14 protein-coding genes and 1 pseudogene are annotated in these 13,354 nt (G+C 66.0%); 13 read left to right on the top strand and 2 right to left on the bottom strand.

All coding sequences use genetic code 11. The annotated features are described in order from the left end of the window. Positions 1 to 74: 74 nt before the first annotated feature. Positions 75 to 1,163: an ABC transporter ATP-binding protein gene (locus AC06DU_RS11120; protein ID WP_016902595.1), complete on the top strand. Its 1,089-nt coding sequence runs from the start codon at positions 75 to 77 to the stop codon at positions 1,161 to 1,163. Here AC06DU_RS11120 and ygfZ read toward each other — a convergent pair. Beyond that, entirely contained in the window at positions 1,160 to 2,050 is an 891-nt protein-coding gene (ygfZ, locus tag AC06DU_RS11115) for a CAF17-like 4Fe-4S cluster assembly/insertion protein YgfZ (protein WP_478202443.1), read from the bottom strand. The genes AC06DU_RS11120 and ygfZ overlap by 4 nt on opposite strands. Here ygfZ and AC06DU_RS11110 point away from each other — a divergent pair. The 10 genes from AC06DU_RS11110 (at position 1,952) to lolD (ending at position 8,686) form a co-directional block, all read left to right on the top strand. Next, positions 1,952 to 2,260 (top strand): DUF1674 domain-containing protein, encoded by a 309-nt coding sequence (locus tag AC06DU_RS11110; protein WP_228599687.1) that lies wholly within the window; start codon positions 1,952 to 1,954, stop codon positions 2,258 to 2,260. The genes ygfZ and AC06DU_RS11110 overlap by 99 nt on opposite strands. 56 nt (positions 2,261 to 2,316) lie before the next feature. Next, positions 2,317 to 2,712 carry a succinate dehydrogenase, cytochrome b556 subunit gene (gene sdhC / locus AC06DU_RS11105; protein WP_026064344.1) on the top strand — a complete coding sequence of 132 codons (396 nt, stop codon included), beginning with the start codon at positions 2,317 to 2,319 and terminating at the stop codon, positions 2,710 to 2,712. After that, positions 2,709 to 3,095 (top strand): succinate dehydrogenase, hydrophobic membrane anchor protein, encoded by a 387-nt coding sequence (sdhD, locus tag AC06DU_RS11100; RefSeq protein ID WP_016902592.1) that lies wholly within the window; start codon positions 2,709 to 2,711, stop codon positions 3,093 to 3,095. The genes sdhC and sdhD overlap by 4 nt, the downstream gene beginning before the upstream one ends. A gap of 33 nt (positions 3,096 to 3,128) precedes the next feature. Next, a complete protein-coding gene (gene sdhA, locus AC06DU_RS11095; RefSeq protein ID WP_184613966.1) occupies positions 3,129 to 4,919 on the top strand; it encodes a succinate dehydrogenase flavoprotein subunit in 1,791 nt (596 codons plus the stop codon). Between the two features lie 3 nt (positions 4,920 to 4,922). Next, positions 4,923 to 5,132 (top strand): hypothetical protein, encoded by a 210-nt coding sequence (locus AC06DU_RS11090; RefSeq protein WP_065031460.1) that lies wholly within the window; start codon positions 4,923 to 4,925, stop codon positions 5,130 to 5,132. A 16-nt stretch (positions 5,133 to 5,148) separates the two neighbouring features. Beyond that, entirely contained in the window at positions 5,149 to 5,931 is a 783-nt protein-coding gene (locus tag AC06DU_RS11085; RefSeq protein WP_024938686.1) for a succinate dehydrogenase iron-sulfur subunit, read from the top strand. Between the two features lie 111 nt (positions 5,932 to 6,042). Next, entirely contained in the window at positions 6,043 to 6,291 is a 249-nt protein-coding gene (locus tag AC06DU_RS11080) for an FAD assembly factor SdhE (RefSeq protein ID WP_016902588.1), read from the top strand. Then, positions 6,242 to 6,694, top strand: coding sequence for a YgfX family protein (locus AC06DU_RS11075; protein WP_184613968.1), 453 nt, complete (start codon positions 6,242 to 6,244; stop codon positions 6,692 to 6,694). The genes AC06DU_RS11080 and AC06DU_RS11075 overlap by 50 nt, the downstream gene beginning before the upstream one ends. 23 nt (positions 6,695 to 6,717) lie before the next feature. Continuing rightward, the gene (locus AC06DU_RS11070) at positions 6,718 to 7,959 is read left to right on the top strand and encodes a lipoprotein-releasing ABC transporter permease subunit (RefSeq protein ID WP_478202442.1); all 1,242 of its coding nucleotides are present in this window, start codon (positions 6,718 to 6,720) and stop codon (positions 7,957 to 7,959) included. A 16-nt stretch (positions 7,960 to 7,975) separates the two neighbouring features. Continuing rightward, positions 7,976 to 8,686, top strand: a complete 711-nt coding sequence (gene lolD / locus AC06DU_RS11065) for a lipoprotein-releasing ABC transporter ATP-binding protein LolD (protein WP_478202441.1) — start codon at positions 7,976 to 7,978, stop codon at positions 8,684 to 8,686. Between the two features lie 240 nt (positions 8,687 to 8,926). Here lolD and AC06DU_RS11060 read toward each other — a convergent pair whose 3' ends face one another. After that, a complete protein-coding gene (locus tag AC06DU_RS11060; RefSeq protein WP_039521715.1) occupies positions 8,927 to 9,991 on the bottom strand; it encodes an SDR family oxidoreductase in 1,065 nt (354 codons plus the stop codon). Positions 9,992 to 10,248: 257 nt separating this feature from the next. On the opposite strand from AC06DU_RS11060, the pseudogene AC06DU_RS11055 reads away from it, so the two are divergent. Further along, a pseudogene (locus tag AC06DU_RS11055) lies at positions 10,249 to 12,795 on the top strand (DNA internalization-related competence protein ComEC/Rec2); the annotation flags it as partial. After that, positions 12,689 to 13,351: a MotA/TolQ/ExbB proton channel family protein gene (locus AC06DU_RS11050; protein WP_039514427.1), complete on the top strand. Its 663-nt coding sequence runs from the start codon at positions 12,689 to 12,691 to the stop codon at positions 13,349 to 13,351. The pseudogene AC06DU_RS11055 and the gene AC06DU_RS11050, both read left to right, overlap by 107 nt. The last annotated feature ends 3 nt before the right edge of the window (positions 13,352 to 13,354 follow it).

The following is a 13,354-nucleotide window of genomic DNA, read 5'->3' as shown; positions in this document are numbered from 1 at the left end:
CTTGCAGGCGCATGCGGCGTCACCGCCGTCGGGAGGGCCGAGGGCAGGGCGCACAACTTACGTTGAGGCCGAAGATGGCGAAAGTGCAGTTGGAAGGTGTCCGCAAGGTCTACGAGAACGGCCAGGTCGCGGTGCAGGGTGCGAGCTTCGAGGTCGCCGATGGCGAGCTGATGGTGCTGGTCGGTCCGTCCGGCTGCGGCAAGTCGACCCTGTTGCGCATGATCGCCGGGCTCGAGGACATCAGTGCCGGCACGCTGAAGATCGGCGAGCGCGTGGTCAACGACGTGGCTCCCAAGGACCGCGACATCGCCATGGTGTTCCAGAGCTATGCGCTCTACCCGCACATGACCGTGGCCGAGAACCTGGCCTTCGGGCTCAAGCTGCGCGGCCACCCCAAACAGGTCATCGCCGAGCGGGTCAACAACGCCGCCGAGTTGCTGGGGCTGACCCCGATGCTCGACAAGCTGCCCAAGGCGATGTCCGGCGGCCAGCGTCAGCGCGTGGCGCTGGGGCGGGCGATGGTGCGCGAGTCGTCGGTGTTCCTGCTCGACGAGCCGCTGTCCAATCTGGACGCCAAGCTGCGCCACAGCGTGCGTACCGAGATCGCGCAGCTGCACCGCAAGCTCGGCACCACGATGATCTACGTCACCCACGATCAGGTCGAGGCGATGACGCTGGGCCAGCGCATCGTGGTGCTCAAGGATGGGGTGATCCAGCAGATCGACAGCCCGATGGCGCTGTACGACCGCCCGGCCAATCTGTTCGTGGCCGGATTCCTCGGCAGCCCGGCGATGAACGTGCTGCAGGGGCGCCTGGATGAGCAGGACGGCCTGCATCTGGTCATGGCCGATGGCTGGCGCGTGCCGCTGGGTGCGGCGCGGGTCGAGCGCAGCTGGTTCGGTCGCGAAGTTATCGTCGGCGTGCGTCCGGAGCATCTGCAGCCGTCAAACGACGCCGCGCTGGGCTTTGACGCGCGTATCGATGTGATCGAGCCGGTCGGCAACGAGATCTTCCTCAATCTCGACCGCGGCGGCCAGCCGCTGGTGATCCGGGTCGCGCCGCAGGCCCTGCCGGCGGTGGGGGAGCATCTGCGCCTGGCACTGCGCAGCGAGGCGCTGCACTTCTTCGACCCGGCCAGCGGCGAACGGCTGGCGCTGGCCTAACGCGCCAGCCCCTGTACGAACGCAAGCGGGCGGGCGGCATGCGCGCCCGCCTGCGGCACGGCGTCGGCTTCCAGGGTCAGCTCCAGCGGCAACACCGCCAGCGCAAGATCGCCCGCCACGCTGACCAGCGTGCCGACGGTGGCATCGCCCAGCAGCACGGCCTGGCCGGCCTCGACCAGCGAATCGCTGCCAACGGCATCGACCTGCAACAGCTGCAGCGCACGCTTGGCCTTGCCCAGAAAATGCGTCCGCGCCACGATCTCCTGGCCCGGATAGCAGCCCTTTTTGACGCTGAAGGCCTGCAGGCGATCCAGCGCCAGCTGCTGCGGCGTCCACTGCTCACGTTGCGCATCGGGCAGGCGCGCCAGCCCCAGTTGCAGGTCCGTACGGCGCCACTCGGCGTCCATGCGCGGTACTTCGATAGGCGCGGCCAATGCCTCATCGTTCGTCAGCAACACCAGCGTGCGCGGCAGGGCAGGGCTGCCCAGGTCCAATTCGATACGCTGCGTTCCGATATCGGCCTGCGCGCCCTGGGCGCGGGCGGGCGCGGCAAGGCCGCCAAACGCCGAAAGCGCCGCCACGCCGATCTTGAGCTTGCGTCGGAACACAAAACGGCCGAGTTGCGTTGCGATCTCGGCCGCATTGCCATCGGGCAACAGCATCAGCAGGTGGGTGTCGTCCTCACGCAGGAGTGCGAAGATGGCGATCACGCGCCCCTTTGCCGTCAACCACGCATTCCACTGCCACTGCCCGATCGCCAGCGCCTGTACGTCGTTGGCAAATTGCGCATGCGCGAACGCCACTGCATCCGTCCCGATCAAGCGGACGTATTGCATGTCGTGCAGGGAGCCAAAACCCTGTGGAATAAGATTCAGGTTGTCAGCCATGGAAGGGGAGGACTAAAATCGCAATGTTGTGAGACCACTATGATAGGCCATCCAACCCCCACCCCAGCGCAGGATTCCGAGACGCAGCCTTCTCCTCAGGAGCATCTTCCCGAGAAGCAGCCACTGCCCAAGGAGATTGGTGGACGCGACGGCCCCGAGCCAACGCGCTACGGCGACTGGGAAAAAAATGGACGCTGCATCGATTTTTGAGCAGCTTTTAGCCACAGCGGTCTAGTGCCGCCCAGCCGAGAAAACGAGCCCAGCGAATGGCGATCCGCGAACGTCCTCTTTCCCCGCATCTCCAGGTGTACCGCTGGCAGATACAGATGGTGACCTCGATTCTCAATCGAGCCACTGGCATCGTACTGTCCATCGGCGCCCTGGCGATTGCCGCCGCCTTGCTGACATTGATGCTCGGCCCCGACCACTGGAATTGTTTCCGCGAGCACGCAGGCGCCTGGTACGGCCAGGTTTTCCTGTTCGGCTGGACCTGGTGCTTCGCGTTCCACCTGTTCGGTGGACTGCGCCACATCATGCAGGACTTCGGACAGGGCTATGCAGTGCGCTCGTTCGTCAGTCTTGGCTGGTTGTCGCTAATCCTGAGCTTCGTGCTCACCGCTGCGATCTGGGCCTATGTACTGCTGGCCGGAGGTGCCGTATGAACCGCTACCGTACCCCGCTGAAGAACGTGCGTGGCCTGGGTGCCGCCAAGACCGGCACCGAGCACTTCGTGGTGCAGCGCCTGACCGCCACCGCCCTGGTGCCGCTGTCGATCTGGTTCCTGATCTTCGTGCTGAGCCTGATCGGTGCCGATCACGCTGCGGCCAGCGCTGCCGTGGCCAAGCCCTGGAACGCGATCCTGTTGGTCGGCTTCCTGATCGCCTCGTTCTGGCATGCGCAGCTGGGCATGCAGGTGGTGCTGGAAGATTACGTGCACAACTCGCTGCTCGCGCTTGCTGCGCAGACCATCGTGCGCTTCGTCGCCGTGCTGGGCGCCATCGTCAGCGTGTTTGCCGTGGCGCGTATTGCGCTGGGCATCAGCTGAGTCGTCCGCGACCAAACAGGAATCCATAATTCGATGTCCGCTTACAAGATCACAGAACACAAGTACGACATGGTCGTGGTGGGCGCCGGCGGCGCCGGCCTGCGCGCCACGTTCGGCCTGGCCCAGAAGGGCCTGCAGACGGTCTGCCTGACCAAGGTCTTCCCGACCCGCTCGCATACCGTTGCGGCGCAGGGCGGCATTTCCGCCGCGCTGGGCAACATGGGCGAAGACGACTGGCGCTACCACTTCTACGACACCATCAAGGGCTCGGACTGGCTGGGCGACCAGGACGCGATCGAGTACATGTGCCGCGAGGCGATTCCGGCCATTATCGAGCTCGAGCACTACGGCGTGCCGTTCTCGCGGACCGAAGAGGGCAAGATCTACCAGCGCCCGTTCGGCGGCATGACCACCAAGTACGGCGAAGGCCCGTCCGCGCAGCGCACCTGCGCGGCGGCCGACCGTACCGGTCACGCGATGTTGCACACGCTGTACCAGCAGTCGCTGGCGCACAACGCACGCTTCATGATCGAGTACTTCGCACTCGACCTGATCTTCGACGAGGAAGGCGTCTGCCGCGGCGTGCTGGCGCTGGATATGGCCGATGGCAGCTTGCATCTGTTCCGCGCCCACGGCGTGGTGCTGGCCACCGGCGGCTATGGCCGTGCCTACTTCAGCGCCACCTCCGCCCACACCTGTACCGGTGACGGCGGCGGCCTGGTGATGCGTTCCGGCCTGCCGGTGCAGGACATGGAGTTCGTGCAATTCCATCCCACCGGTATCTACGGTGCGGGCTGCCTTATCACCGAGGGCGTGCGTGGCGAAGGCGGCATCCTGCGCAACAGCAACGGCGAGCGCTTCATGGAGCGCTATGCACCGCATTACAAGGATCTGGCATCGCGCGACGTGGTATCGCGCTCGATGACCGTGGAGATCCGCGAAGGCCGTGGCGTGGGCGAGCACAAGGATCACATCCTGCTCGACCTGACCCACCTCGGCCCGGAAGTGATCAACGAGAAGCTGCCCGGTATCGCCGAGAGCGCGCATATCTTTGCCGGTGTGGACGTGACCAAGCAGCCGATTCCGGTGTTGCCGACCGTGCACTACAACATGGGCGGCATTCCGACCAACTTCTATGGCGAAGTCGTGCGCAAGCAGGGCGACAACCCGGATGCGGTCGTGCCGGGCCTGTATGCGATCGGCGAAGCTGCCTGCGTGTCGGTGCACGGCGCCAACCGCCTGGGTTCCAACTCGCTGCTGGATCTGGTGGTATTCGGCCGTGCGGTGGCAAACCGCTGCGCCGAGACGGTCAAGCCCAACCAGCCGCACAAGACATTGCCGTCCGATGCCTGCGAAAAGGCGCTGGGCCTGCTGGACAAGCTGCGCTACGCCAACGGCTCCACGCCGACTTCGGTGATCCGCGACAACATGCAGCGCACCATGCAGTCGGACGCGGCCGTGTTCCGTACCAGCAAGACGCTGAAAGAGGGCGTCGACAAGATGGCCGAGATCTTCGCCAGCTTCGAGGACGTCAAGGTCTCGGACCGCTCGCTGGTGTGGAATTCGGACCTGATCGAAACCTACGAGTTGAACAACCTGCTGCTTAATGCAGTGGCGACGATCAACTCGGCCGAACAGCGGCATGAAAGCCGCGGTGCGCATTCGCATGAAGACTTCCCGGACCGCGACGACGTCAACTGGCAGAAGCACACGCTGGTCACCGTCGACGACAAGGGCAAGTGCGAGTTCGAATATCGTCCGGTGCACATGTACACGCTGAGCAAGGACGTGGACGTGGTCCCGCCGAAGCCGCGCGTTTACTGATCGATGCGCATGGATCGATCCGCTTTCGCATTGCCTATGCTGGCCGGCCTGTCCGGGTACCGCAGCCGTGCACCGCGACAGCCGGATCGCCCCATGACGCAGGGGCAACGCCGGCACGCCGCCGGCGGTTGCGCCACCGCCTCGGCGGTGGCATCCGTCATCTTTACCTTCATGCGCACGGTGCGGTTGTCGTTCGCACCGCGCATCGCCTGAGCCAACGAGAGCAGCTATGGCAGAGTTCACCCTCCCCAAGAATTCAAAGATCGGCAAGGGCAAGCATTACCCTGCACAGGGCGCCAAGAACACGCGCACCTTCAAGGTCTACCGCTGGGATCCGGATGGCGAAGCCAACCCGCGTACCGACAGCTATGAGATCGATCTCGACAAGTGCGGCCCGATGGTGTTGGACGCGCTGATCAAGATCAAGAACGAGATCGACCCGACACTGGCGTTCCGCCGCTCCTGCCGCGAGGGCATCTGCGGCTCGTGCGCGATGAACATCGACGGCACCAATACGCTGGCCTGCACCAAGGCGATTGCTGCCTGCGGCAAGGCCGAGGTGCCGATCTACCCGCTGCCGCACATGAGCGTGATTAAGGACCTGGTGCCGGATCTGACGCACTTCTACGCGCAGTACGCGTCGATCAAGCCGTGGATCCGTACCCAGACCCCGCCGCCGCCGGACCGCGAGCGCCTGCAGTCGCCGGAAGACCGCCGCAAGCTCGATGGCCTGTACGAGTGCATCCTGTGCGCCTGCTGCTCGACCAGCTGCCCGAGCTACTGGTGGAATGGCGAGCGCTATCTGGGCCCGGCGATCCTGCTGCAGGCGTATCGCTGGATCATCGATTCGCGCGACGAGGACACCGGTGCGCGTCTGGACGACCTGGAAGACCCGTTCAAGCTGTATCGCTGCCACACCATCATGAACTGCGCGCGGACCTGCCCCAAGGGCCTGAACCCGGCGCTGGCGATTGCCGAAATCAAGAAGCTGATGATGGCGCGTCGCGCCTGATCGCAGGGCAATGCGGCCCCGCGTTGGCGGGGAGATGGTTCACAGCGGCACCGGCCCTTGGTCTGGTGCCGCTGTCGTTTTCGGCGCCGGCAAGGCGAGCTGGAGAGTGAGATGGATGAAGAAACCCTGTTGAAGAAACTGCGCTGGCGTTGCCGGCGCGGCATGCGCGAGCTCGATCAATTGTTCGGGCGCTATCTGGATCAACGCTGGGCGCAGGCTTCCGAATCCGAGCGCGCGGTTTTCCTACAGCTGCTGGATTGCGAAGACGATAAGTTGTGGCGCTGGTTCATGGGATACGAGGCCTGCCCCGATGCCGTCAACGCCGCACTCATCGCCGATATTCGCGCCATGCCGGCTTGAATGGCGACCCTCGCGCGGGCTTGCTTGCGCGCTGGGCGTGCTGAGCGCGCTCGCATTGTGGGCACTCTGGCGGAGTGGGGTGCCGCCATGGCTGGCGATGCTGTTGTCCGTCTATACGGTGTTGACCGGTGGACGATCACTGCACCTGCTGTTGCGCTCGCCAGCGCGGGAAGTGATCGTGCCCTGGAGCGAAACGCCCGCCAGCGTTGACGGTGTGCAGGTGCAGGGCCTGCAGGTGGCGTGGCGCGGGCCGATCGCGGTGGTGGCGTGGACTGGCCTGGATGCACGTCGCCAACGCCTGCTTTTCTGGCCGGATACCTTGCCCGCAGCGCAGCGACGTGAACTGCGTCTGGCCGCTCAGGCACACGCCATTTCGTCCCGGCGGCCGCAAGTGGCACCATAGCGTCCCTTTCCTGGTTGAACCGCATGTTCAAACCTATCCCGGTTGCCATCGGCTTGCGCTACCTGCGTGCCAAGCGGCGCAATGGCTTCATCTCGTTTATCTCGATGGCATCGATCCTGGGCATCGCCCTGGGCGTGACCGTGCTGATCACCACGCTGGCGGTGATGAGCGGTTTCCAGAAGGAAATCCGTGACCGTCTGCTGCAGATGGCCGCGCATGCCACGGTCAGTGCGGACGGCGCGCCGATGCACGACTGGCAGCATGCGGTCGCGGTCGCCATGGCCGATCCGCGCATCGCCGGTGCCGCGCCGTACATCGAAACCGAATCGCTGCTGCAGGGCCCGCGCAAGCAGCCGGCGATCGTGCGCGGCATCGTTCCTGCCGAAGAGGGTAAGGTATCGGTACTGGCCAAGAAGATGCAGCAGGGGTCGGTCGACAGCCTGACCCCGGGCTCCTACAACATCGTCATCGGCAAAGAGCTGGCGATCTGGCTGGGCGTGGACATGGGCGACAGCATCGTGGTGCTGCTCAGCGATACCCAGGCCACGCCGCTGGGCGCGATGCCGCGGCTCAAGCGCTTCACCGTCAGCGGAATCTTCGAGGCGGGCTACAACGAGATCGACCGCGGCCTGGCCGTGGTCAACATGCAGGACCTGGCGCGCGCGTTGCGCATGGACGGCGTCACCGGCGTGCGGCTGCGCCTGCACGACATGGATCAGGCCTGGCCGGTGGCGCGCGATCTAGCGGTGAAGTTGCATGGCCCGTACCGGGTCAGCGACTGGACCCAGGAGAACGCCAATCTCTACCACTCGTTGAAGATGGAAAAGACCGTGATGGGCATCCTGCTGTCGCTGATCGTGGCGATGGGCGCGTTCAACCTGGTGTCCTCGCAGGTCATGCTGGTCACCGACAAGCAGGCCGATATCGCCATCCTGCGCACCCTGGGCCTGTCGCCTGCGGGGGTGATGCAGGTGTTCATGGTGCAGGGTTCGTTGATCGGCTTCATGGGCACGATCATGGGTGTGATCGGCGGCATCGTGCTGACGCTCAACCTGGAACGCATCCTGGGCGTGATCGAGACCATCTTCAGCGTCAAGCTGCTGCCCGAGGATGTGTATTACATCACCGGCTTGCCGACCGACATGCAGACCCAGGACGTGGTGGTGATCACCGTCGTCGCGCTGGTGATGAGTTTCCTGGCGACCTTGTATCCGGCATGGCGCGCCTCGCGCACGCAGCCGGCGGAGGCGCTGCGCTATGAATGAGATCAGGGAATCGGCCGTGCAAACGCCAAACCAAGCAGAGGCGGTAATCCGCGCCGAGGGTCTGGGCAAGACCTACGCCGAAGGCAAGATGCGCACGCCGGTATTCGACGGCCTGGATCTGACCGTGGCGACCGGCGAAACCGTGGCCATTGTCGGCGCCTCGGGGGCGGGCAAGAGCACGCTGCTGCATCTGCTCGGCGGCTTGGATATTCCGACCTCCGGCGAGGTGTACGTGGCCGGCCGGCGCATGTCGGCGTTGTCCGATGGCGAGCGCGGCAAGCTGCGTAATCAGGCCCTGGGTTTCGTCTACCAGTTCCATCATCTGCTGCCGGAATTCACCGCGCTGGAAAACGTGATGATGCCGGTACTGTTGTCCGGGAAAGAGGTGTCGGTGGCCCGGGCGCAGGCCTTGCAGTTGCTGGAATCGGTCGGGCTCGGACATCGCATCGAGCACAAGCCCAGCGAATTGTCCGGCGGCGAGCGTCAGCGTGCGGCGGTGGCGCGCGCACTGGTGAACAAACCGGGCTGCGTGCTGGGCGATGAGCCCACTGGCAACCTGGACGACAAGACCGCCGAGACCGTGTTCGAACTGATGCTGGAACTCAACCGTGCGCAGCGCACCAGCCTGGTCCTGGTAACGCACGATCGCAGCCTGGCGCGGCGCCTGGACCGCGTGCTCGAGCTGCATCAGGGCAAGCTGCGCGAACTGGCGCCATCTGCGGTGTGAGACGCGTTGCCTGGCCGCCGGAGTTCCTGGCGGCTGGGCGGCGGTGAACCCGCGGTCTCAGATTGAAGATCCTGGGGCTGGTGACGGGTGCATTCGCGTGATGCATCGACCGGCGTTCGCCACACATTCGCGTTCAGCACGCAATGCCCGCGCGTAGCATCGCGCCGATGCTCGCGGTGACAGGACGCGCATTGACAGGAAGGACGGTCGCCGCCACGTGTGTGGCGACGACCCAGCGCATCAGGGAATGATGCGCAGCGCGCGCAGGCGCGTGAACAGTTCCAGGAACGATGCACGGCTGTCGTAGAAATCCGTAAAGCCCAGTTCGCGGCTCTTGGTCATGTCGTTGACGCACTCGATCTCGCGGCCCAGGTCGGCATCGGTGTGCCACCAGGATGCCAATCGATTGACGTCAGCCTCCACCAGGCCATGCTGGCTGGCGATCTCGCTCCATATTGCCGGCGCGGTCTCGCTCAGGCGTGCCTCCAGCGGCTGCGGGGTCTCGGGGCAGGGCGCAGCGTCGAGCCCGAAGAAGTCGGCAATCTGGCTCCACATCCAGCGCCAGCGGAACACGTCGCCGTTGACGGTGTTGAAGGCCTGATTGCGTGCGGCCGGGCTCAGGCCGGCCCAGGCCAGCTGCTTGCCGAGCAGGCCGGCATCGGTCAGGTCGGTGAGGCTGTTCCACTGCGCCTGCGAGCCGGGAAACACGAACGGCTGGCCGGTGTGCTTGCACAGCGATGCATACACCGCCAGCGTCACGCCCATGTTCATCGCATTGCTGCCATTGGCCATGCCGATCATGGTGTGCGAGCGATGCACGCTCCAGCCGAAGCCATGCTGCTCGGCGTGTGCGAACAACAGGTCTTCCAGCGTGTAGTAGAAATTCTCGCCGGGCTGGCGCGGCTCGCTTTCGCGGAACGGCGTTTCCGCCTTGCCGCTGCCGTAGTTCTCGAACGCGCCGAGGTAGTGCTTGGTACCGGTGACCAGCGCCATGTGCTGCAGCGGCGCATCGCTCAGCGCTTCGCACAGATGCCGCATCATCGCGCCGTTGGCTTCTACGTTTTCGCGCTCGGTGTCGCGCCTTGTCCAGGTGCAGAAGAACACGTGGGTGATCGGCAGGCCACGCAGCGCGGTGCTGGTGCTGTCGGCATCCAGCAGATCGGCCGCAAGCGGGATCACGCCGTCCTGAGGCAGCGGGCGCCGTGCCAGGCCATAGACGGTCCAGCCATCGGCCACCAGGACATTGGCGAGGTTGTAACCGGAAATGCCGGTCACGCCGACAATCAGTGCAGTGCCTTTACGCATGGGGGAAGCTCCTCAGAAACAGTGGCGAACATAGCGCGGCAGTCATGAAATCGAGGCGAATGGAGGCTGATAGGGTTGCTGATGCGGCCAGCACACGCTGTCCCGCCTGGCGCATTGCACCTGCGTGGCAGCGCCTTCCACCGGCCGGATGTACCACGGCAGGGGCAGCCTGATTCCTACCCCGCAATGCGCCGCTCGCTGCTGTGCCCGACGCGGGCGCTGGTCTAACTTGAGTCGGTGGATGGACCACGGCCGGGATGGCGACCGACAGCATGGATGCGGCAGCACAGGCACCGCCTACACCGCGGCGGATACCGACGATGACCGCGGCAGCGGCCTTGTTGCTGGGCATCGTGGTGTGCGCGTGGTCGCCTGCGCTGCTGTCGCGTGCGGTCTATGCGGCATGCCTTGCTGCAGCGGTGCTGGGCATCGGCCTCGGCACATGGCTGCGTCCGCGGTGGATCGTATTGGTGGGGACACTGGCCAGCGCGCTGTTCGGTTTCGGTCTGATGGGCTGGCAGGTCGCCGGCGTCCTGCAGGCACAACTGAGCCCGCAGGATGAAGCGCGGGAACTGACGGTGCGCGGGCAGATTGTCGAATTGCCGGTCGCCGAGCCACGACGCACGCGCTTTCAGCTGCGTGTGGATGACGATCCCGCACAGCCTGCCGCGCTGCGCGGCAAGCTGCTGCAGTTGGCCTGGTATGACGACTTCGGTGCCGAGCGCATCGGGCCGCGTGCCGCGCTGCGCGCGGGCGCCGCCTGGCAGCTGCGGCTCAAGCTGCGTGCGCCGCGCGGCTTGCGCAACCCTGGTGGCTTCGATGCCGAGCGGCAGGCACTGGCGCAGCGCATGGCCGCCAGCGGCTATGTGCGGGTGCCGATTGCGGCGCGGCAGACCGCTGCACCGCGCGGCGTGGATGCCTGGCGCGAAGCGATGTCGCGGCGCATTGCCGACCGCGTGCCCGGATCATCGGCGCCTTACCTGCGCGCGCTCGCCCTGGGCGACACGCGCGGGCTGGACGACGCAGCCTGGGCCACGCTGCGTGCGACCGGGCTCAGCCATCTGATTGCGATCTCGGGATTTCATGTGGGGCTGGTGGCTGCATTCGTCGCCCTGCTGGTCGCCGGACTCTGGCGAGCCTGGCCGGTGCTTGGAACGCGGATTCCGCGGTCCCACGCGGCGGCGGTCGCCGCCTTGTTCGGTGCCGCAGGCTATGCGGCGCTGGCCGGCCTGGCGCTGCCGACGGTGCGCACCGTGCTGATGATTGCCGTGGTCGCCTTGGCGCGGGTGCTGCGGCGGCGCGCCAGCACCGTGCAGATCCTCGCGCTGGCCTTGTTGGCAGTGCTGCTGTGGGACCCGCTGAGCGTGCTGGTGGCGGGCTTCTGGCTCAGCTTTGCCGGGGTGGCCTGGCTGGTGTGGTGCCTGCCAGCGGACGATCGCGCGGTCGTGCGCGGCTTCCTGTCCGCCCAGACCGTCGCCACTGTCGGCCTGCTGCCGTTGACCGTCAGCCTGTTCGGACAGGCATCGCTGGTGGGGCCATTGGCCAATCTGGTCGCCATTCCCTGGTGGACTTTTGTAGTGGTGCCGCTCACCTTGCTGGGCACCGGGCTGGAAGCAGTACATCCGGGAGCGGGCGTGTGGGCATGGCGATTGGCTGGTTGGTGCTTCGAGCTCACCTGGCCAGGCCTGGTCTGGCTTGGACAGACCTCGGTGGCGTTGTGGTGGGTACCCGAGTCCGATGCGCTCGCATTGGTCGCGGCCTTGTTCGGCGCGTTCTGGTTGCTGCTGCCGCGCGGCACGCCCGGCAAATCCATGGCGCTGTTGTTGTGGTTGCCGCTGCTGTGGCCGGACCGCGAGCTGCCCGCGGCCGGCGAAGCCGACATGCAGGTGCTGGACGTGGGGCAGGGTCTGGCCGTGCTGGTACGCACGCAACGGCATGCATTGCTGTTCGACACCGGCCCGGCGGTGCGCGATGGCGTCGATGCGGGCGAGCGGGTAGTGCTGCCGGCCTTGCGCGCGCTCGGGGTGCGCCGCCTGGATGCCATCGTGCTCAGTCACGCCGACGCCGACCATGCTGGCGGCTATGCAGCGGTGCGTGCTGGATTGCCCGTGGCGATGACGGCGGCACCGCCACAGGCGCCACTGGACGTCAGCACCCGCTGCCGTGCCGGCCAGCAATGGGCATGGGATGGGGTGCGCTTCGGCTTCCTGCACCCCAGCGCCGGCTTTCCGTATCTGCGCAATCAGTCCAGTTGCGTGCTGCGCATCGAAACACGGTATGGAAGCGCCTTGTTGCCGGGCGATATCGGCGAGCTCGTCGAGCGCCGCCTGCTGCGTGAACATGCCGCGGAGTTACGTGCCGATGTGGTGGTGGTCCCGCACCACGGCAGCGCCGACGGCTCGCATGCCGATTTCATCGCCGCCACCGGCGCGCGGCTGGCGCTGGTGTCCTCCGGGCACGGCAATCGCTTCGGTCACCCGCGTGCCGAGGTGGTGCAGCGCTGGCAGGGCAGTGGCGCCGAGTTGCTCGACACGGCCCGGGCCGGGGCAATCCGGGTCTGGCTGGGCGCCGACGGCCTGCAGGTACGCGAGCGGCGACGCTGGCAGCCACGGCTCTGGGATGCTGCGGAACGGCGGCGGTCGGCTGCTATCCTATCGACCAGCGAATAGGCGGCCGCGTTGCCGGAGGAATCGAATCGTGTTGGAGCTGGTCAAGGCAGGCGGTTGGCCGATGGTGCCGTTGCTGTTGCTGGGCGTGATCGCGCTGGCGATCGTGCTGGAGCGTCTGTGGAGCCTGCGCCGCAACGAGGTGACCCCGCCAGGTCTGGGCGAGGAGGTCCGCAACTGGGCCGCGCGCGGCAAACTGGATCCCAGCCACATCGAGTCGCTGCGGCGCAATTCGCCGCTGGGCGCCTTGCTGGCCGCAGCGCTGGACGTGCGCGGTCGTCCGCGTGAATTGATTCGCGAGCGTATCGAGGACACCGGCCGGCATGTGGTGCACCGCATGGAGCGCTATCTGAATGCCTTGGGCACGATCGCTTCGGCCGGGCCGCTGCTGGGACTGCTGGGCACGGTGGTCGGCATGATCCAGATGTTCCTGGGCATCCTCGATCACGGCGTGGGCGATGTGAACCAGCTGGCCGGCGGCATCGGCAAGGCGCTGGTGTGCACGGCCACCGGCATGATCATCGCGGTACCGGCATTGATGGCGCATCGCTTCTTCAAGGGCCGCATCGCCGGTTACATCATCGAGATGGAGCAGGAAGCCACCTTGTTGCTGGACACGATGGACGGCCGCGTGGTGCCAGCCGCCACGGCGCCGGTCGCGGCAGCTGGCAAACCCGTCATGGCAAAGGGCTGACGG

This window comes from Xanthomonas sp. NCPPB 3200 (assembly GCF_056393585.1).
This window is presented reverse-complemented; position numbering and strand designations above follow the sequence as displayed.